This window comes from Sphingobium sp. B10D7B, assembly GCF_025961955.1.
GTDB lineage: Bacteria > Pseudomonadota > Alphaproteobacteria > Sphingomonadales > Sphingomonadaceae > Sphingobium.
In genome coordinates this window covers 1,505,954-1,524,713 of the sequence record NZ_JAOQOQ010000001.1, presented here as the reverse complement: position 1 = coordinate 1,524,713, position 18,760 = coordinate 1,505,954, and the positions used below count along the sequence as shown (strand labels likewise).

General features: G+C 63.2%; 19 protein-coding genes. 17 read left to right on the top strand and 2 right to left on the bottom strand.

What is annotated here, in order from left to right:
* From M2331_RS07185 to M2331_RS07145, 9 genes are all read left to right on the top strand, one after another.
* Positions 1–1,026 (top strand): amidohydrolase family protein, encoded by a 1,026-nt coding sequence (locus tag M2331_RS07185; protein ID WP_181559641.1) that lies wholly within the window; start codon positions 1–3, stop codon positions 1,024–1,026.
* Positions 1,027–1,037: 11 nt separating this feature from the next.
* A complete protein-coding gene (gene ligA / locus M2331_RS07180) occupies positions 1,038–1,457 on the top strand; it encodes a protocatechuate 4,5-dioxygenase subunit alpha (RefSeq protein WP_181559640.1) in 420 nt (139 codons plus the stop codon).
* Positions 1,458–1,459: 2 nt separating this feature from the next.
* Entirely contained in the window at positions 1,460–2,368 is a 909-nt protein-coding gene (locus M2331_RS07175; protein ID WP_181559639.1) for a class III extradiol dioxygenase subunit beta, read from the top strand.
* A 172-nt stretch (positions 2,369–2,540) separates the two neighbouring features.
* The gene (locus M2331_RS07170; protein WP_181559638.1) at positions 2,541–3,488 is read left to right on the top strand and encodes a Gfo/Idh/MocA family oxidoreductase; all 948 of its coding nucleotides are present in this window, start codon (positions 2,541–2,543) and stop codon (positions 3,486–3,488) included.
* A 152-nt stretch (positions 3,489–3,640) separates the two neighbouring features.
* On the top strand, positions 3,641–4,033 hold the full coding sequence (locus M2331_RS07165) for a hypothetical protein (protein ID WP_181559637.1): 393 nt from the start codon (positions 3,641–3,643) through the stop codon (positions 4,031–4,033).
* Positions 4,034–4,101: 68 nt separating this feature from the next.
* Complete coding sequence (locus M2331_RS07160; RefSeq protein ID WP_181559636.1) at positions 4,102–5,127, top strand: aldo/keto reductase; 1,026 nt, start codon at positions 4,102–4,104, stop codon at positions 5,125–5,127.
* Positions 5,124–5,567, top strand: coding sequence for a nuclear transport factor 2 family protein (locus M2331_RS07155; protein ID WP_181559635.1), 444 nt, complete (start codon positions 5,124–5,126; stop codon positions 5,565–5,567). The genes M2331_RS07160 and M2331_RS07155 overlap by 4 nt, the downstream gene beginning before the upstream one ends.
* Positions 5,564–6,028 carry an acyl-CoA thioesterase gene (locus tag M2331_RS07150; protein WP_181559634.1) on the top strand — a complete coding sequence of 155 codons (465 nt, stop codon included), beginning with the start codon at positions 5,564–5,566 and terminating at the stop codon, positions 6,026–6,028. The genes M2331_RS07155 and M2331_RS07150 overlap by 4 nt, the downstream gene beginning before the upstream one ends.
* A gap of 104 nt (positions 6,029–6,132) precedes the next feature.
* Positions 6,133–7,380, top strand: a complete 1,248-nt coding sequence (locus M2331_RS07145) for an MFS transporter (protein WP_264592322.1) — start codon at positions 6,133–6,135, stop codon at positions 7,378–7,380.
* A gap of 58 nt (positions 7,381–7,438) precedes the next feature.
* Here the strand turns inward: M2331_RS07145 and M2331_RS07140 are convergent, their stop codons facing one another.
* Positions 7,439–8,578, bottom strand: coding sequence for a cobalamin-independent methionine synthase II family protein (locus M2331_RS07140; protein WP_264592321.1), 1,140 nt, complete (start codon positions 8,576–8,578; stop codon positions 7,439–7,441).
* A gap of 302 nt (positions 8,579–8,880) precedes the next feature.
* On the opposite strand from M2331_RS07140, the gene M2331_RS07135 reads away from it, so the two are divergent.
* From M2331_RS07135 to M2331_RS07100, 8 genes are all read left to right on the top strand, one after another.
* Positions 8,881–11,457, top strand: coding sequence for a TonB-dependent receptor (locus tag M2331_RS07135; RefSeq protein ID WP_181559632.1), 2,577 nt, complete (start codon positions 8,881–8,883; stop codon positions 11,455–11,457).
* Positions 11,458–11,620: 163 nt separating this feature from the next.
* On the top strand, positions 11,621–12,031 hold the full coding sequence (locus M2331_RS07130; RefSeq protein ID WP_181559631.1) for a VOC family protein: 411 nt from the start codon (positions 11,621–11,623) through the stop codon (positions 12,029–12,031).
* Positions 12,032–12,060: 29 nt separating this feature from the next.
* Positions 12,061–12,909 (top strand): SDR family NAD(P)-dependent oxidoreductase, encoded by an 849-nt coding sequence (locus tag M2331_RS07125; RefSeq protein WP_181559630.1) that lies wholly within the window; start codon positions 12,061–12,063, stop codon positions 12,907–12,909.
* Between the two features lie 47 nt (positions 12,910–12,956).
* Complete coding sequence (locus M2331_RS07120; RefSeq protein WP_181559629.1) at positions 12,957–14,075, top strand: NAD(P)-dependent alcohol dehydrogenase; 1,119 nt, start codon at positions 12,957–12,959, stop codon at positions 14,073–14,075.
* 231 nt (positions 14,076–14,306) lie between these two features.
* The gene (gene mdlC / locus M2331_RS07115; protein WP_181559628.1) at positions 14,307–15,920 is read left to right on the top strand and encodes a benzoylformate decarboxylase; all 1,614 of its coding nucleotides are present in this window, start codon (positions 14,307–14,309) and stop codon (positions 15,918–15,920) included.
* A gap of 56 nt (positions 15,921–15,976) precedes the next feature.
* A complete protein-coding gene (locus M2331_RS07110; RefSeq protein ID WP_181559627.1) occupies positions 15,977–16,855 on the top strand; it encodes a 3-keto-5-aminohexanoate cleavage protein in 879 nt (292 codons plus the stop codon).
* 49 nt (positions 16,856–16,904) lie between these two features.
* Complete coding sequence (locus tag M2331_RS07105) at positions 16,905–17,654, top strand: IclR family transcriptional regulator (RefSeq protein ID WP_181559626.1); 750 nt, start codon at positions 16,905–16,907, stop codon at positions 17,652–17,654.
* The gene (locus M2331_RS07100; protein WP_181559625.1) at positions 17,641–18,003 is read left to right on the top strand and encodes a cupin domain-containing protein; all 363 of its coding nucleotides are present in this window, start codon (positions 17,641–17,643) and stop codon (positions 18,001–18,003) included. Before M2331_RS07105 ends, M2331_RS07100 begins: the two co-directional genes overlap by 14 nt.
* A 24-nt stretch (positions 18,004–18,027) precedes the next feature.
* Here M2331_RS07100 and M2331_RS07095 read toward each other — a convergent pair whose 3' ends face one another.
* Positions 18,028–18,756, bottom strand: coding sequence for a nuclear transport factor 2 family protein (locus M2331_RS07095; protein ID WP_181559624.1), 729 nt, complete (start codon positions 18,754–18,756; stop codon positions 18,028–18,030).
* Positions 18,757–18,760 lie beyond the last annotated feature (4 nt).

The window sequence follows — 18,760 nt, the reverse complement described above, 5'->3', positions numbered from 1 at the left end:
ATGACGATGATCATCGACTGCCATGGCCACTATACCGTGCTGCCCAAGGCGCATGACGAGTGGCGCGAGCAGCAGAAGGCGGCGTTCAAGAATGGCACGCCCTGCCCGCCCTATCCCGAGATTTCTGACGACGACATTCGCGAGACCATCGAGCAGAACCAGTTGCGCCTCATCAAGGAGCGCGGCGCGGACATGACGATCTTCTCGCCCCGCGCCTCGGCCATGGCGCCGCATGTCGGCGATCAGTCGGTGGCGGTCCCGTGGGCGCAGGCTTGCAACAACCTGATTGCCCGCGTGGTTGACCTCTATCCCGAGACCTTCGCTGGCGTGTGCATGTTGCCGCAGTCGCCAGAGGCGGACATGACCAGCTCGATCGCCGAGCTGGATCGCTGCGTTAACGAGCTGGGCTTCATCGGCTGCAACCTGAACCCGGATGCGAGCGGTGGCCACTTCAAGCAGCCGCCGTTGACCGACAAATTCTGGTATCCCTTCTACGAGAAGATGGTCGAACTGGACGTCCCGGCGATGATCCACGTCTCGGGCAGCTGCAATCCCGCGATGCACGCGACGGGTGCTTATTATCTGGCGGCCGATACGATCGCCTTCATGCAGCTGCTGCAGGGCAATCTGTTCGCCGATTTCCCGACGCTGCGCTTCATCATCCCGCATGGCGGCGGCGCGGTGCCCTATCACTGGGGCCGGTTCCGGGGCCTCGCGGACATGCTCAAGCAACCCAGCCTTGATACGCTGCTCATGAACAACGTATTCTTCGACACCTGCGTGTATCACCAGCCCGGCATCAACCTGCTGGCCGACGTGATCGATAACAAGAACATCCTGTTCGGCAGCGAGATGGTCGGTGCCGTGCGTGGGATCGACCCGACGACCGGTCATTATTTCGACGATACGAAGCGCTATATCGATGCGCTCGACATTTCTGACGAGGAGCGTCACGCGATTTTTGAGGGCAATACCCGCCGCGTCTTCCCGCGTCTCGACGCCAAGCTGAACGCCCGCGGGCTCTAAGAGAGGATATCATGACCGAGAAGAAAGAAAGAATCGACGTTCACGCCTATCTTGCCGAGTTTGACGACATTCCCGGCACCCGCGTGTTCACGGCCCAGCGCGCGCGCCGGGGCTACAATCTCAACCAGTTCGCGATGAGCCTGATGAAGGCCGAGAATCGCGAGCGGTTCAAGGCGGACGAGAGCGCCTATCTCGACGAGTGGAACCTGACGCCCGCCGCCAAGGCGGCCGTGCTGGCCCGCGACTACAATGCCATGATCGACGAGGGCGGGAATGTTTACTTCCTCTCCAAGCTCTTCTCGACCGATGGCAAGAGCTTCCAGTTCGCTGCCGGATCGATGACCGGCATGACGCAGGAAGAATATGCACAGATGATGATCGACGGTGGTCGTTCGCCTGAGGGCGTGCGCTCGATCAAGGGAGGATTTTGATCATGGCACGCGTTACCACGGGCATTACGTCCAGCCACATTCCCGCGCTCGGCGCGGCGATGCAGACCAAGACCAGCGACAACGATTATTGGGGTCCGGTCTTCAAGGGCTATGAGCCGATCCGGGAGTGGATCAAGCAGCCGGGCAACACCCCCGACGTTGTGATCCTCGTCTATAACGACCACGCCTCGGCGTTCGACATGAACATCATCCCGACCTTCGCGATTGGCTGCGCGGAGAGCTTCAAGCCGGCGGACGAAGGCTGGGGCCCCCGGCCCGTGCCCGACGTGAAGGGCCATCCCGATCTCGCCTGGCACATCGCCCAGAGCCTGATCCTGGACGAGTTCGACATGACCATCATGAACCAGATGGACGTCGACCATGGCTGCACCGTGCCGCTCTCGATGATCTTCGGTGAGCCGGAAGAGTGGCCGTGCAAGGTTATTCCCTTCCCGGTCAACGTGGTCACCTATCCGCCGCCGTCGGGCAAGCGCTGCTTCAGCCTGGGCGACAGCATCCGCGCCGCGGTCGAGAGCTTCCCGGAAGACCTCAATGTCCACGTCTGGGGCACAGGCGGCATGAGCCACCAGCTTCAGGGTCCGCGCGCCGGCCTGATCAACAAGGAGTTCGACCTGAACTTCATCGACAAGCTGATCAGCGATCCCGCAGAGCTGAGCAAGATGCCGCACATCCAGTATCTGCGCGAAAGCGGATCGGAAGGCATTGAGCTGGTCATGTGGCTGATCATGCGCGGCGCGCTGCCGGAGAAGGTGCGTGACCTCTACACCTTCTACCACATCCCGGCCTCCAACACCGCGCTCGGCGCGATGATCCTGCAACCGGAAGAAACGGCTGGAGCGCCGCTGGAGCCGCGCAAGGTGATGAGCGGCCACAGCATGGCCAAGGCCTGACACGCGCAAAGGCCCCTCCTCTTCAGAGGAGGGGTTCGGGTGGTGCTGGTCATCACCCCTTTTGAAGTGACTTCGGGGGCATTGAGCCCCCGCCGTTCGTTTAGATACCTCTCACCCACCCCTTGCCCCTCCCTTGAAAGGGAGGGGTTAGCTGGAGAAAGGACTCCCCCTCATGAGAATCGCACTCGCAGGCGCCGGCGCATTCGGCGAAAAGCATCTCGACGGCCTCAAGAACATCGATGGCGTGGAGATCGTCTCGATCATCAGCCGCCGTGCCGAGCAGGCCGCCGAAGTCGCCGCCAAATATGGCGCGAAGCACAGCGGCACCGAACTGGACGAAGCGCTTGCACGTGATGACGTGGACGCGGTGATCCTCTGCACGCCCACGCAGATGCACGCCCAGCAGGCCATTGCCTGCATGAAGGCGGGCAAGCATGTGCAGGTGGAAATCCCGCTGTCGGACAGCTGGGCCGACGCCCAGGCGGTCATCGACACGCAGAAGGAAACCGGCCTCGTCTGCATGGTCGGCCACACCCGCCGCTTCAACCCGAGCCACCAGTATATCCATAACAAGATTACGGCCGGTGAACTCGCGATCCAGCAGATGGACGTGCAGACCTATTTCTTCCGCCGCAAGAACATGAATGCCAAGGGCGAAGCGCGCTCCTGGACGGACCATCTGCTGTGGCACCACGCCGCGCACACGGTCGACCTGTTCGCCTATCAGGCCGGCAAGATCGTGCAGGCCAATGCCGTGCAAGGCCCGATGCACCCGGAGCTGGGCATCGCGATGGATATGTCCATCCAGCTCAAGAGCGAGAGCGGCGCGATCTGCACCCTCTCCCTCTCATTCAACAATGATGGGCCGCTGGGCACCTTCTTCCGCTACATTTGCGACAATGGCACCTGGATCGCGCGCTATGACGATCTGGTGACCGGCAAGGAAGAGCCTGTGGACCTGAGCGGCGTCGCCGTCTCCAGCAACGGCATTGAACTGCAGGACCGCGAGTTCATCGCCGCGATCCGCGAGGGCCGCGAGCCAAACAGCTCGGTCGCACAGGTGCTCGATTGCTATCGCGTGCTCGGCGATCTGGAAGTTCAGCTCAACAAGGCCGGCTGATAAAGACTGGCGGTGTGCGGCCTGTTTCGCGGCTGCACACCGCTTCATTTCCGGCGACGCTCAATCATCGGCGTCATGCCCGTAGTCATTTCTCAAGCTTTGCCGTTTAAGGCGCCGCTCTACCGTCAGACCATAGGCGGCGGGAGAGATGCATGTCAGTGGCGACCGGGCTAAGTTCAGATCTCGCGGACCTGCTGCGCGCGTTTTCTGCCACCGAAACTGAAATCGTGCAGTTAGGCACGATCGCGCAAGCGGCGCGGATGCATGAATTGCTCCAGCTCCGTCGGCAGTTCGTCGAGCAATTCGGGCTGGTAAGCGCCGCGCTCCAGCGCGAACCCCTTTTGCTCGCCTCGCCAGCTCTGATGACGCAGGCTATGCGTCTGCTCGCGGCTTTCCGCTCACGCAATGCCATCAATCAGGCGGACTGGCCGGTCATCCGTGTTCGGGACGATCCCATCGCTTATCGCGACGCATCCCAGCATGTGAAGGATGCGTCCCGGGACTTCTGGGGCTGGATCGGAACCACCCTCGGCTTTGGGCGATAGGCACGCAATCCTCGCCAAAAGCGCCGCGAGGATTGATTTTTGATGCCCGGGGCGACACAAGCCGGGCCATGACTTCGCCATCGACACCCCTCCCCACCCGCCGCATCGCCGACATGGCCGTCTCCGCCATCAGTCTGGGCTGCATGAACCTCTCTCACGCTTATGATGCCCCGCCGAGCGAGGAGGAAGGCGCGCGCCTGCTCAATCATGCGCTCGACATCGGCGTGACGCATCTCGACAGCGCAGCGCTGTATGGCGGCGGCAAGAATGAGGGCCTGATTGCCCGCGCTGTCGGCCATCGTCGCAAGGATTATGTGCTTTCGAGCAAGTGCGTGCTCGATCTGATCGATGGCGAGCGTGTGCTGGACGGGCGGCCGGAGACGATCACGGGATCGCTGGAACGCTCGCTCAAGCGGCTCGATACCGATTTTATCGATCTCTATTACATGCACCGGCTCGACCGGAACGTGCCGATCGAAGACTCGATGGGCGCTTTGGTGCGCGCGAAGGAAGCCGGGAAGATCGGTGCCATCGGCCTTTCCGAAATGTCCGCAGCGAGCATCCGCCGCGCGCATGCCGTGCATCCCATTGCGGCCATTCAGTCCGAATATTCGCCCTGGGTGCGCAATCCGGAAGTCGCTGTGCTGGACGCCTGCCGCGATCTCGATATCGCCTTCGTCGCCTTTTCGCCGGTCGCGCGCGGAATGCTTGCCGGGGCGATCAGCAGCATCGACTTCAAGCCCGGCGACATCCGCATCCCCATGCCGCGCTTTCAAGAGCCGAATTTCAGCCATAACCTCAAGCTGGCCGAGCGGTTCAATGCGGTAGCGGCCGATCTCGGCATCACACCTGCACAGCTCAGCCTCGCGTGGGGTCTGGCGCGGGCGCCGCAGATCATCGCGATCCCCGGCACGCGGTCCATCGCGCATCTCGAGGAGAATGTGAAAGCGGCCTCCATCACCCTTACGCCCGAATCCGTCGCGGCCGTCGATGCGATTTTCGCGCCTGGCGCCGTTGCCGGCGCGCGTTATCCCGCACCGGTGCAGAAGCAGATCGATACCGAATTGCTGCCCGAAGAGGCGGACGCGGCATGAGCGTGACACTGGACGACGCGATGCGGCGGGCGATCGAGTGGGACTGCACCACGCTCATCAATCGCTACACGCTCCTGAACGATGCCGCCGATTGGGATGCCGTCGCGGCCCTCTATACCGAGGATGGCCAGATGGCCCGGCCGAGCGCACCGGATCAGCCCATCAAGGGACGTGACGCCATTCTTGCGACCTTCAAGAGCAGGCCGGCCCGTGCGGCGCGCCATGTGGTTTCCAACGTGGTCGTGGACGTCTTGAGCGAGACCGAAGCGACGGCGCTGTCGGTCATCGTCCTGTATCAGGGCGTCGCGAGCGAAACTGGAGGCCTGCCGGTGCGCGATCCCAAGGGGCCGCTGATCGGCACCTATACCGATCGCCTGCGCAAGACGCCGGAGGGATGGCGTTTTGCAGAACGGCGCGGCGGTCTGGATTTCGCGGCATGACCGGCGCCCCTGCATCACAGCCGGATGACTTCCAGGCGTTCCTCTCCCGGCCCTATCGCATCGAATGGGGACATTGCGACCCGGCGGGCATCGTCTATGCGCCGCGCTTCCTCGAGATGTTCGGCGAGAGCACGATCATGCTGTTCGAGAAGGCGCTTGGCGTGCGCAAGCGGGACATGCTGAAAACCCAGGGCGTGGTCGGCTTTCCGATGGTCGATGTGTCGGCCAAGTTCCAGCGCCCCGCCGCCTATGGCGATGATGTGGTGCTGGAGGTGGAAGCGCCCGATTTCGGCAATTCCAGCTTCACCATTCGGCATCGCCTGCTCAAAGACGGGCATGTTTGCGTGAGCGGCACAGAGAAGCGGGTGTGGACCGTGCGGGACAGCGAACGCCCGGGCGGGATGCGCGCCGAGCGCGTGCCCGATGACATTCGCGCGCGGTTCGCGCTGCCGGGAGCGTAAGGTTGCCCAACCTATCGAGGGCGCACAGCCATTCGATAGAGGGCTATCCATTTGCCAGAGCCTGCGCCATGATGCCCTCAACAAGAGGACTCATGGAGGGGCTTATGGTGATGGGGGATGCGGGCACGCCGCGTCTGCGTAGTGGCGGCTATCAGGCATGGTTGGTCGGACTGCTCAGCCTGAATTTCGGCATCGTCTTTTTCGATCGGCAGGCGCTCAACGTGCTGATGCCATTCGTCCAGCCCGAGCTCGGATTGTCCAACGCTCAGATCGGCCTGCTCGCGGGCGGCCTCTCCTTCACCTGGGCGATTGCGGCCTTCGCCATCGGCCGCCTGTCGGACACGATAGGGAATCGCAAGCTCCTGCTCGTCGGCGCGACGCTCGGCTTCTCGCTCTGCTGCTTTCTGAGCGGCATGGCGACAAGCTTCCTCTTCATGCTGTGCGCACGGATGCTGATGGGCGCGGCGGAAGGCGGCGTGATGCCGATCAGCCATGCCATGGTCGCCAGCGAAGTCGACCCGCGCCGTCGCGGCCTCGCGCAGGGGATCGCCCAGAATTTCGGGTCCAACCTGCTGGGGTCTTTTCTCGCGCCTGTCTTGCTGGTGTGGTTCGGCCTGGAGTTCGGGTGGCGCAACGCCTTCTTCCTCGCGTCCATTCCCGGCATCATCTGTGCCCTGCTGATCTGGTTCACGCTGGAAGAGCCGGCCGCTCCGGCCCGGCCGCAGGCACAGGATGGCCAAGCCCAAGGTGTCCTCAGTGTGTTGCGCACCCGCAATGTGCTGGTCTGCGTGCTGCTGGGCGTGCTGATGGTCAGCTATTTCGTCATCTGCCTGACCTTCCTGCCGATCTACCTCACCAGCGTCAGAAGCTACACCCCTACGGAAATGAGCTGGCTGATCGCAACCCTGGGCATTTCCGCGACTATCGGCAGCTTCGCGATCTCGGGCCTGTCGGACTGGATCGGGCGGCGGCCCGTCATGATCGCCATGCCTCTGCTCGGCATCATCCTGCCGCTGGGCGCCCTCTATTGGAGCGGGTCGATCTGGGGACTGGTCCCGATCTTCTTCTTTGGTTGGGGGCTGAACGGGATCTTCCCGTTGTTCATGGCCACCGTGCCGTCGGAAAGCGCCGATCCGCGCCAAGCCGCGACGGCGCTGGGTCTCACCATGGGATCAGCGGAAATCCTGGGCGGGGTCTTCGCGCCTTCGCTGGCCGGTGTAGCGGCGGACGCGACCAGCCTCGCCGCGCCCCTGTGGATCATGGTGGTGCTGGCGATCCTCGGCGGGATTGTGGCGATATTCCTCACCGAAACCGCCCCCTCGCAACGCGCCAGGATGGCGGCCGCGCCTTGACAGGATTCGATGCCGGGCCACGCATCTGAACAGCGCGGCCCGGCATGGAGCTTTTAAATCAGGCCGGCACGCTCGCGAGGCGCTTGGCTGCAATATCGGCGCCTTCCCGCAGGGCCTGCAGCTTCTTCCACGTGACGGCGGGATCGATCTTGCCATAGCCGGCAAAGGTGCCGAAGCCGCAATCCGTGCTGCCGATCACGCGCTCAGCGCCGACGATGCCCGCAAAGCGCTCGATCCGCTGGGCGACCAGTTCCGGATGCTCGACATAGTTCGAGCAGCTATCGATGAGGCCCGGGGCCAGCACAAGATCGTCGGGCAGCTTCGCATCCCGCCACACGGTCCACTCATGCTCGTGGCGGGGATTGGCCGATTCAAACAGCACCACGCCGGGGCGGGCCCGCAGGATCGTCGGCAGCACCTTCGCGAGATCGATGTCGCAATCATGCGGGCCTTCATAATTGCCCCAGCAGATGTGCATCCGCAACCGGTCGCGGGGGAGTCCTTCGGTGGCGGCATTCAGCGCCTCAACATTGGCCTCGGCAATCTTCACGAACTCTGCGTCGCTCACGTCCTGATAGCCGGTGTGGCGGGACATGGCGAGGTCGGGGCAATCGAGCTGCAGGTCGAAGCCCGCATCGATGATCGCCTGATATTCGGGGCGCATGGCCGTCACCAGATCCGCGAGATAGGCCTCGTGGCTGGGATAATAGGCATTGGGCTGGAAGGCCGTGATCAGGCCGGGCGACGCGGCATTCATGAAGCCGCGTGCGCCCTTGCCCTGCGCCTTGAGCGCCTGATCGAAACGGCGAATGTCGTCATGGCAGGGCTGCAGGTTCTTGAGCTTCACCGGTGCGATGCACGAGGCGCGGGTGAACTCCTGATCGCCCATGATCGCGGCGAGCTTCTTGCGCAGCTCCGGCAAGGGCGCGAGGTCGAGCGCCGGCTTTCGATCGGTGTGGCCGCCAAAGCCCTCCAGACGCTCGATGATATAGGTTGAGTAACCGACCTTGCCGAGTTCGCCATCGGACACGATGCTGACTCCGGCCTCGACCTGCTTGGCAACGGCATCGTCGATGGCCTGCTGTACAACCGTCTCGAACTGCGCGGCATCATAGGGCTCGCCATGATCCTTCGCGAGCAGCAAGGGAACAAGCTCCGGCCCGCGCGGCAGACTTCCGACATGTGTCGTTGCGATCACAGTACTCAACCCTTTCTTCAATTCAACGCTATGCCGCCGCCCCTCGCACGACCGATGCAATCAGGCAAGCCCGAGAGAGGCCGGGCCAAAAACGCAAGGCTTACCGCCATTTGCGGAGACAGTCATTGTTGACAATATCCAATGATGTCTCAGCATCACCCGGGCAGCCGCCGGCCCGCCGCTGTTCACACTATTGCACATATTGCTGGCCCCAAACCCTCATGTTATGCCGCCGCCACGCCGTTGCATGTCCGCTACGAGACATGAAAATCAGCAACGGCAACATGGAGAGGAGATTGCCCATGCGCAGATTTTGCGCGCGATCCGTTGCGTCCTATGCCCTGGCCTGTGCGCTAGCCGCGCCGGTTTACGCCCAAAGTGGCGAACAGCCCCAAAGTACCCAGAACACGGACGTTACCGGCGATATCGTCGTCACTGCCCAGTTCCGCGAGACACGGCTTCAGGATACGCCGATCGCCATCACCGCGGTCAACGCCGCCCTGCTGGAGCAGCGCGGACAGACCAGCATTGCCGACATCGCCAACCAGTCACCCAACGTGACCTTGCGGCCACAACCGCAAAATGGCGGCGCCGGCCTCATCGCCTTCATCCGCGGCGTAGGGCAGACCGACTTCAACTATGCCCTCGACCCAGGCGTGGGCGTTTATATTGATGATGTCTACATTCCGACCCTCTCCAGCTCGCTGCTGGACCTCATGGATCTGGACCGGGTGGAGATCCTTCGCGGCCCGCAGGGGACGCTGGCGGGCAAGAACTCGATCGGCGGCGCCATCAAGCTGTTCAGTGCCAAGCCCGATGGTTCTGGCGGCGGCACGCTCGAGGCCACCTACGGCTCCTACAACCGTCTCGATCTGCGCGGCATGGCCGACTTCGCTGTGACGGACAATCTGTTCGTCCGCCTGTCTGGCGCCGCGAAGAGCCGCGATGGCTACCTCAAACTTCTGGATTATGGCGCGACCCACCCCGGCTCCAACGTGCCGGCCAGCAACAACCGGGGCGCCGATCCCGTTGTCGGGACGCAGGGCGGCCAATCCTATGTCGCCGGGCGGATCGCGCTCCGCTGGCTGCCCTCCGATGCGCTCGAAGTGAACCTGTCCGGGGACTATACGTCGGATAAGTCGGAGCCGGCGCCAACCGTGCTGATCGCGGCCGGTCTGCCGGGGCCGACCTCGACCAACCCCAATCCGTTCAACCCGGCCATCCCCAACCCCGGTACGAATGCCAATGGCGGTGCCTGGCTGCCGGGCAAGAATGGCAGTCCCGTGCCGGTAGGCTGCGCCTTCGTGCCTTATGGGGCCTATGGCTGCGACTCCCTGGCCAGCTCGGCCTATGGCGGCGATCGCCGCTTCATCAGCTACGCCAATTTCGTGGATGGAATGCTGCCCACGTCACAGTCCCCCTACAAGCCCTACACGGCCTTACAGAACCAGAACTTCAAGGGCTGGGGCATTCACGGCAATGTGACGTGGACGTTGAGCGACAGCCTCAATGTCGTGTGGATTTCCTCCTATCGCGAATATCAGTCGAACTTCGGGCAGGATCAGGACGCGACCCCAGTGCCCGTCGCGCAACTGGATAACCAGCTCAACCATCATGCCTGGAGCCAGGAGCTGCGCCTGAACGGTAAGGTCGGCACGTTCGCCGACTTCACCCTCGGCGGCTTCTACTTCGATCAGAAGGGCACCTACTCCGCCCGTGTCGACCTCAACTATGCCGGCATTGACTTCCTGCATGGTCCTGACACCACGCCGTCCACCTCAAAAGCGCTGTTCGCCAATGGCGTGATCCGGCCGTTGGAAGGATGGAGCATCTCGGGCGGTCTGCGCTACACGCGTGATGAAAAGACCTACACCTACTTCCGCCGCAACCCGGACGGCACGGTTCCGTTCGGCAACTGGACGCCGGCGCAATTGCCGTCCCTCCCAATCTGCGAGTTCTTCCAGGGCGCACCGACCGCAGGACCGACCGGCATCGGCAACACGCCCAACTGCCTGCTCTCCGGCCTCTACAATGTCAGCGACAGCTTCAAGGGCGATCGCTGGGATTGGCGGATTTCCACCGACTTCCGTTTCTCGCCGGAACTGCTGGTTTATGGTTCGGTCGCCACCGGCTTCAAGGGCGGCGGCGTCAATCCCCGGCCGTTCTTCGGGCCCTCGGCGGGTTCGTGCACGGCACCGGGCTATGTCGCTCCGGCACCCTGCAACCAGCTCGGCAGCTTCAACCCGGAAACGCTCACCACCTATGAGCTGGGGTTCAAGTCCGACCTGTTCGATCGGCGCGTCCGGCTGAACGGCGCGGTGTTCCTGAACAAATATAATGACATGATCCTCACGCTCTCGGCCTGCCCATCCGTGCCCTGCCTCAAGCCGACCAATGTCGGCAAGGCGGACGTCAAGGGCTTCGAGCTGGAAACGACCATTCATCCGTTCGCGGGATTCACCGTCGATGGAAGCCTCAGCTACATCAACTTCCAGTATAAGGAAGTCGGCACGTCCGGCATTTCACTGGATGCGGTGACGCCTTACACGCCGGAATGGACCTACAGCTTCGGCCTGCAATATGATCATGAGATCACGCCCGGCACGGTGAGCGTGCGGTTCGATGGCTCCTATCAGTCCGATGTCTTCACCGAGACATCCAACTCTGAGTGGAGCCGGGTGGAGGGCAACTTCCTCGCCAATGGTCGCCTGTCCTTCACCACGACGGACAAAGACTGGCGCGTCTCGTTGGAAGTGCAGAACATGTTCAACAAATATTACTTCCTGACCAAGAGCGATGTCAGCGCGTCGCTCGGCGTCGTGACGGGTGTGCCTGCGCCATTGCGGACCTGGGCGGTCTCCGTGCGCCGGAGTTTCTGACCGCTTCGTCAAGCCAATGGATCGGGAGGCGCGCGCCGTCGCCTCTCCCGATCTTATTGTGCGCACAATCGCCGCACAAAAAGGCCAGAAGCGGTTGCGCCGCAGATACTTTGGACACTATCAATAAGCCAACCGCCTGCCTCCCCACGAACAGGACTCGTACATGCTCATCAAACGGCTCGACCACGTCAATATCCGCACCCGTGACCTGCTGCCGGTGGTGGCGTTCTACCGCGACATTCTGCTGCTTGAGGAGCGCGATCCGCCGTCCAATCTGGACCGGACAATGGTCCGGTGGATGTACGATCACAAGGACGATCCGATCGTTCATATCAGCACGCCCGGCGCGCTGTCCGAACATGGGGTTTACGACAATATCACTGGGACGACTGGCGGCCTCGATCATGTTGCGTTCCAGTGTGTCGGCCTTGGACCGCTAGTCGAGCGGCTCGAGGCGCATGGCGTGCCCTGGCGGGAGAATCGGGTCGAGGTGATCAAGATGACACAGGTCTTCCTGCACGATCCCACGGGCGTGCAGATCGAACTGAATGTGTTCGACGAAGAACCGGCCTGAACGCGCCTGACCGGAGAGGACCGCACAGAATGACCGACGCTGGCACGGGACAGCCCCCCAAGGCACTTGAGCAGTTCGACATCGCGGGGCGCAGCGCGCTCGTGACAGGCGCCGCCTACGGCATCGGCCTCGCTTATGCCGAGGCGATGGCGGAAGCCGGAGCGCAGGTCACGCTGACGGACGTCGATGGTGCCGCCGCCGAGCGGGAAGCAGCACGCCTGCGCGCGCAAGGCTATGAGGCGCGCGCCGACCAGCTCGATGTCTCCGACCGCGCCCGCACCACGCAGGTGTTCGATGCGCACGAGGCTGCTTATGGCGGACTGGACATTGCCTTTGCCAATGCCGGGCTCGGCATCGGCCCCGGCTTCTGGAAGCCAGAAGGCGGCCGCGACCCGCAGGGCCAGATCGACACCTACGATCCGGCGATCTGGGACAGGATCATCGCGATCAACCTCACCGGCGCCTACAATACGATGCGCGATGCTGCGCGGCTGATGAAGAAGGGGGGTAAAGGCGGCTCGATCATCGCCACCTCGTCCAATGCGGCCGTGATCTGCGAGCCGATTGTACCCATGCCCTATATGCCGTCCAAGGCCGGGGTCAGCCACATGGTGCGCCACCTCGCGCTGGAGCTGGGGGCCTATCAGATCCGCGTCAACGCCATCTTGCCCGGGCCTTTCGTCACGAACATCGCGGACGGATCGCTCAAAGATCCCGTCGTCCGCAAGGCGTGGGACGACGCGACCCTGATGGGGCGGATTGCCGAGACCTATCAGATCAAGCCGCTGGCGTTGTTCCTTGCCTCCGATGCATCGAGCTATGTAACCGGGGCGCAAATGATGATCGATGGCGGCATGTCGCTCGGCCGGCTCGGCTGAGCAATATCGCGCTGCCTCAAGCCAAGACCAGAACAGGAGTGACACGCATGACCACATCCGCACAGGCCGCCATCTGCAAGGGCGGTGAAGCGCCGTTCGCAATCGAAGCCGTGACGCTGGACGAGCCCCGCGCTGACGAGGTGCTGGTGCGCATCCACGCCTGCGGCATCTGCCACACCGATATGGCCGCACGCGATGGGCAACTCCCGACTCCGCTCCCCATGGTGCTGGGCCATGAAGGCGCCGGCGTGGTCGAGAAGGTCGGGTCCGAGGTGACTTATGTGAAGCCGGGCGACCGGGTGCTGATGAGCTTCAACAGCTGCGGCACCTGCCCGAGCTGTGAAGTCGACAAGCCCACTTATTGCTACAATTTCGTGCCCGAGAACTGGATCGGCACGAGGCCGGACGGCAGCCACACGCTGCATCGTGATGGCGAGGGCGTGAATGCGAATTTCTTTGGCCAGTCTTCCTTCGCCACCCACGCCATCGGCCATGCCCGCAACGTCGTGAAGGTGCCCGAAAGCGCCGCGCATGTGCCACTCTCGACCCTCGCGCCGCTCGGCTGCGGTTTCATGACCGGCGCCGGTGCCGTGCTGCGCAGCATGAAGGTGCGCGCCGGCATGCCCATCGCCGTCTTCGGCACGGGCGCTGTCGGCCTCGGCGCGATCATGGCAGCCAAGATCGCGGGCGCGAACCCGATCATTGCCGTCGACATCCACGATAATCGCCTCGCGCTGGCTCGCGAACTGGGCGCGACGCACACGATCAACGGCAAGACCAGCAATGCCGAGGAGGAAATCCGCAAACTCTGCCCGCAGGGGCTGGGCTATGCGTTCGATACGACGGGTCTGAAGGCGATCATCGAGAGCGCCGCCGGACTGATTGCGCCGCTGGGTATCGTCGGCATCGTCGGTGCATCCGACCCCGCCGCCAATCTGACACTCAATGAGTCGGCATTCATGGGTGGCGGCAAGCGGCTGATGGGCATCCTGGGTGGCGATTCCGATCTGTTCGGCTTCCTGCCCGAGCTGATCGACCATCATCTTGCGGGTCGTTTCCCGCATGACCGGCTCATCAAGACCTTCCCGTTCGCGCAGATCGATGAAGCCTTCCATGCCGGCGAGAGCGGCGCGGTGGTGAAGCCCGTCCTTGTGATGGACGCCTGACCGGTGGCCTGATCCTCGACAAGCCGCGCCCGTTCTTCTTCGGGTGTGGCTTGGATCGGCCATGCGGTGACGAGCTAGCGTTGCCGCTTCCATCTTTTGCTGAACATGTTAATTACTTTGCGTGGGCTGACGGCCCGGCCGCAGGCGCGATTATGCGTTCGCGTATGTGATAATTTCATATATAGAGAGAATGACAATGACGGCAGCAACAAACGTGATAGGAGCGGCGGCATGACGGCGCGGGGTCTGGCAGTCGAGAAGCCCAAGGCAGTCGAAGGACCGACGGTGCGTGATGCCGTGATGAGCCTGCTGCGCGATCTGGGCATGACGACATTGTTCGGCAATCCCGGCTCCACGGAGCTGCCGTTGTTCCGCGACATGCCGCAGGACTTCCAATATGTCCTGGGGCTGCAGGAAAGCGTCGTCGTCGGTATGGCGGACGGCTTCGCGCAAATGAGCGGCAATGCTGCGTTTGTGAACCTGCATTCCTCTGCCGGCACGGGCCATGCGCTTGGCAACATCTTCACCGCGTTCCGCAACCAGACGCCGCTGGTGATCACCGCAGGGCAGCAGGCCCGCAGCATCTTCCCTTACGACCCGTTCCTCTATGCCGAGAGCGCCACGGAGTTTCCGCAACCCTTCGTCAAATGGACCTGCGAGCCTGCGCGCGCCGAGGATGTGCCGTTGGCCATCCTGCGCGCTTATCATATGGCGATGCAGGCGCCGCGCGGTCCGGTGTTCGTCTCGGTGCCCATCGACGATTGGGATCGCGCCTGCCAGCCGATCAGCACCTCGACTGTCTCTCAGGAATCGATGGCGTCCCCTGCCCTCATCGGTGCCGCCGCGGACGCACTGAACGCCGCGAAATCGCCGGTGATCGTCGCCGGCGCTGGCGTCGGCCGCGAGAATGCGCGCGCCGCGCTCCATGCGCTGGCGACAGCGCATCAGGCGCCGGTGTGGGTCGCGCCAATGGCTGCCCGCGCCGTGTTCCCGGAAGATGACGCCCTGTTCGCCGGCTTCCTCCCGGCCTCGCGTGAAGCCATTGTGGACGCACTGGATGGCCATGATCTCGTGTTGGTGCTGGGGGCGCCGGTCTTTACTTATCATGTCGAGGGCTTCGGCCCCTATGTGCCCGAGGGCGCGCAGATCATCCAGATTGTCGATGATCCAGCCACGGCCGCTCGCACGCCTGTCGGCACGGCCATCGTCGGCAATGTCGCGGACGCGATTGCGCGCCTGTATGCTGCATCTCATGCTGCACCCCGGAAGGCGCCAGCACCTCCCGCGAGCCATGCCGCCGAAAGCCCCGATGGCGCCGCCATTTTCGAGCCCTATCTGATGCAGCGCCTTGATGCCCTGCGTCCCAAGGGCATCATCATCAGCGAGGAAGCGCCGAGCACGCGCGGACCGCTGCACGATCATTTCCCGATCCGGCTCGAGGATGAGTTCATGGCCACCGCCAGCGGCGGGCTGGGCTTTGCGCTGCCTGCTGCGGTCGGCGCTGCCCTTGCGCAACCGAACCGCACGGTGCTGTGCCTGCTGGGCGACGGGTCTTCGATGTATTCGATTCAGGGCCTTTGGACGGCGGGCGACCTTAAGCTCGACGTGCGCTTCCTCATCGTCAACAATGGCGGCTATGCGGCGCTCGACCAGTTCGGTGCGCTGTTCGACATCGAGGTGGTGGGCAGCAAGCTGCCGGGTATCGATTTCGTGAAGCTTGGTGAGAGCATGGGCGTGCCCGGTGCGCGCGTTTCCGACCCCGCAGCGCTGGACGATGCAATCCGGGATCTGTTTGCCGGCAGCGGCCCCCGCTTGCTGGAAGTCATGGTGGAACGGGCGCGTTGAGGCTTATGCTGCGCTCAGCATAAGCGGCGAGCGCCGGTGTCCGATAGGAGAAAAAGATGAGCAAGACATTCATTACCTGCGCGATCACCGGCGCATCGCCGATGCCCAAGCATCCCAACTTTCCCTTCCGCCCCGAGCATGTGGCGCAGGAAGCGCTGGACGCGGCCGAGGCCGGCGCGTCGATCATCCATGTGCATGTCCGCAATGGCGAAGATGGCACGCCGAGCCAGGAGATGGACGACTATCGCAAGGTCGTGAGCCTCATCCGGGAAAAGAACACGGACGTGATCCTCAACGTCACGACCGGCCCAGGCTGCATGTGGTTCCCCAAGAGCGCCGAGGAGCCGGCGATGCCGGACCTCGAAAAGACCCTGATGTTCACCGCGGAGCGGCGGATCGAGCATATTCTCGACCTCAAGCCCGACATGTGCACGCTCGATATCTGCACCATGAATCTGTGGGGCGGCATCGCCATGAATCTGGAGATGATCGTCGGCAAGATGGGTACCATGTTGCAGGACGCGGGCGTGTTGACCGAGATCGAATGCTTCGAGGCCGGCGATTTCGTCTTCGCGGACGATCTGATGGCCAAGGGCCTAATTCCCAAGAATGCACCCTTCACCTTCGTACTCGGCACCAAATATGGTCTGCCCGCGACGCCGGAGGCGATGATGTATTCCAAGAACCAAATTCCGCGCGGTGCGCCTTTCACCGGCTTCGGCATTTCCCGCCACAGCTTCCCCATGGCGGCGCAGTCGGTGTTGCTGGGCGGGCATATGCGCGTCGGGTTCGAGGATACCATTTACCTGCGCAAGGGCGTGCTGGCGCAGAGCAATGCCGATCTGGTGCGGCAGGGCGTCGAGATTCTCGAGAAGATCGGCGGTGAGCTTGCCACGCCGGGTGAGACCCGGCAGATGCTCGGGCTTAAGCAGTGAGGCGGGCACAATAGGGCAGGCCCGCCGACGGCTATTGGGGGATCGCGGCATGGAAGCGAAGGCGGAGTCCTCGTCGGTCAAATCGGCCACGCGGACGCTCGACATTCTGGAATATGTCGTCAGCAGTGGCCGGCCGGTCAGTGCTGCCGAGATTGCGCTCTCCTTGGCGATTCCCGTTAGCAGCCTCTCCTATCTGCTCGGGACTCTGGTCGAGCGCGGCTATCTGCTGCGCAGCGGCCGACTCCATTCGCCCGGGCCAGCGCTCGCCCGTCTCAACCCAGCCCCGGAAGCTATCCCGCTCAAGGACCGGGTCTATCCGGTGCTGCGATCGGTCTCGCGGCAACTCAACGAGACCGTCTCCTTCTTCGTCCGCCATGGCGAGAATATGGAGGCGATTGCGGGCGAAGTGGCCCCCCAAGCGCTGCGCTATACCATCGAGGTTGGCCGTCTCGTCCCGCTCCATGCCTTTGCCGCCGGCAAGGCCATTCTGGCCGCGCTCGATCCGCAGGAGCTGGACGCCTATTTCGCGGCGGCCAGTCGCGCGGCATTCACGCCACAGACGCGCACTGCCGAAGCAGAGCTGCGCCGAGAACTGGCACAGATCGCGCAAACCGGTATTGCGCGCACTGCTGAAGAGTTCACCCCCGGCATCATCGGTATCGGCCATGCCGTGCATGTGGGCGGGAGTCTGGTCGGCGCGATCAGCGCCGCCATCCCCGTCGCGCGAGCAACCCCGGACCTTGAGCAGCGCGCCGCCGTTCTACTCACGCAGGCGGCGCAGGCTCTTGGCGGCGAATGAGGGCGAGGCGCCGGGGGTTCTCAACCTCCTCGCACCGCTTCCCGATGCCAGCGTGGAGGAAGTCTTCGATCTGATCCTCGAAAAGGCCGGCACCCGGATCGAGCGGATCGTGTCGCAGGGACAGACGACGCCCGAGGTCGCGCCATACGATCAGCCCCATGACGAGTGGGTGCTGCTGCTGGCCGGCGCGGCCCGGCTCTGGCTGGAGGACCGTGGCGAATGCCCGCTGTCACCCGGCGATGCGCTGCTCATTCCCGCTCATGTCCGTCATCGGGTCGTCTGGACGCAGGCGGCACCGCCGACCGTCTGGCTGGCTGTGCATTTCCCGCAGGATCGCCCAGCAGAGTGAACCGCCGGGCGACGTGTCGGGCCGTTAGTTACCCCGCGGCTGCTTGGTCATCATCGGCGTGAAATTCTCGACAATGAAGTCGCGTCCGAGCACCGGGTGCGCAAAACTCATCGGCACTTCGTAGCGGTGCGGCCAAGTCTGGCGGACTTCCTTCTCGGGCAGGATGCGGTCGGGGCCGTTGGGATCTTCCGGATAAGGTTTCTGCGCCGGCTGCAGGTGCGCGGTGGTGTGCGCCCAGCCCTTCTCATAGTCGCCCTGCCACTGCATCATATAGTCGAGGCGCTTGATCTTCCAGACGCCGTCTTCCTTGACATAGTCATTCTCGTAGATGCCGGACTCCCAGAACTGCTGCGGCACCCCTTCAGGCTTTTCGTGCAGCGCGTCGTCATGCCAGCCACCCGCAAGAATGCCGCGGAAGCGCCCCTTGGCGGTCTGGCCGTCCTCGCCAATCGTGATCACATCCTGCAGCTGGAAATGGTCGAGCAACAGGCCATGAACCGGTCCGCGCCGTCCGCCGGTGAACAGGTTCTGGAACCATGTTCCATAGAGCCGCATCACGCCCTTATATCCGACATATTCGCCGGAGAGGAACACAACCACACCCTCCTTGGCAAAGAGACCGGCAACCTCCTCGGGGCGGTTATAGTCGATATAGTAGCCATAGGCCCATTGGAGCCGACGGATCGCGTTGATATCTTCGAGTTCCTGGACCTTCTTTTCCAGCTTGGCCAGGCGCGATTCCACCTCAGACATTATC

Bases quoted from the DNA above. Each gene is read 5' to 3' on its own strand.
- M2331_RS07135 (WP_181559632.1), top strand. From the start codon at position 8,881: ATGCGCAGATTTTGCGCGCGATCCGTTGCGTCCTATGCCCTGGCCTGT.
- M2331_RS07130 (WP_181559631.1), top strand. From the start codon at position 11,621: ATGCTCATCAAACGGCTCGACCACGTCAATATCCGCACCCGTGACCTG.
- ligA (WP_181559640.1), top strand. From the start codon at position 1,038: ATGACCGAGAAGAAAGAAAGAATCGACGTTCACGCCTATCTTGCCGAG.
- M2331_RS07165 (WP_181559637.1), top strand. From the start codon at position 3,641: ATGTCAGTGGCGACCGGGCTAAGTTCAGATCTCGCGGACCTGCTGCGC.
- M2331_RS07170 (WP_181559638.1), top strand. From the start codon at position 2,541: ATGAGAATCGCACTCGCAGGCGCCGGCGCATTCGGCGAAAAGCATCTC.
- M2331_RS07185 (WP_181559641.1), top strand. From the start codon at position 1: ATGACGATGATCATCGACTGCCATGGCCACTATACCGTGCTGCCCAAG.
- M2331_RS07105 (WP_181559626.1), top strand. From the start codon at position 16,905: ATGGAAGCGAAGGCGGAGTCCTCGTCGGTCAAATCGGCCACGCGGACG.
- mdlC (WP_181559628.1), top strand. From the start codon at position 14,307: ATGACGGCGCGGGGTCTGGCAGTCGAGAAGCCCAAGGCAGTCGAAGGA.
- M2331_RS07095 (WP_181559624.1), bottom strand. From the start codon at position 18,756: ATGTCTGAGGTGGAATCGCGCCTGGCCAAGCTGGAAAAGAAGGTCCAG.
- M2331_RS07145 (WP_264592322.1), top strand. From the start codon at position 6,133: ATGGTGATGGGGGATGCGGGCACGCCGCGTCTGCGTAGTGGCGGCTAT.
- M2331_RS07110 (WP_181559627.1), top strand. From the start codon at position 15,977: ATGAGCAAGACATTCATTACCTGCGCGATCACCGGCGCATCGCCGATG.
- M2331_RS07175 (WP_181559639.1), top strand. From the start codon at position 1,460: ATGGCACGCGTTACCACGGGCATTACGTCCAGCCACATTCCCGCGCTC.
- M2331_RS07155 (WP_181559635.1), top strand. From the start codon at position 5,124: ATGAGCGTGACACTGGACGACGCGATGCGGCGGGCGATCGAGTGGGAC.
- M2331_RS07150 (WP_181559634.1), top strand. From the start codon at position 5,564: ATGACCGGCGCCCCTGCATCACAGCCGGATGACTTCCAGGCGTTCCTC.
- M2331_RS07120 (WP_181559629.1), top strand. From the start codon at position 12,957: ATGACCACATCCGCACAGGCCGCCATCTGCAAGGGCGGTGAAGCGCCG.
- M2331_RS07160 (WP_181559636.1), top strand. From the start codon at position 4,102: ATGACTTCGCCATCGACACCCCTCCCCACCCGCCGCATCGCCGACATG.
- M2331_RS07125 (WP_181559630.1), top strand. From the start codon at position 12,061: ATGACCGACGCTGGCACGGGACAGCCCCCCAAGGCACTTGAGCAGTTC.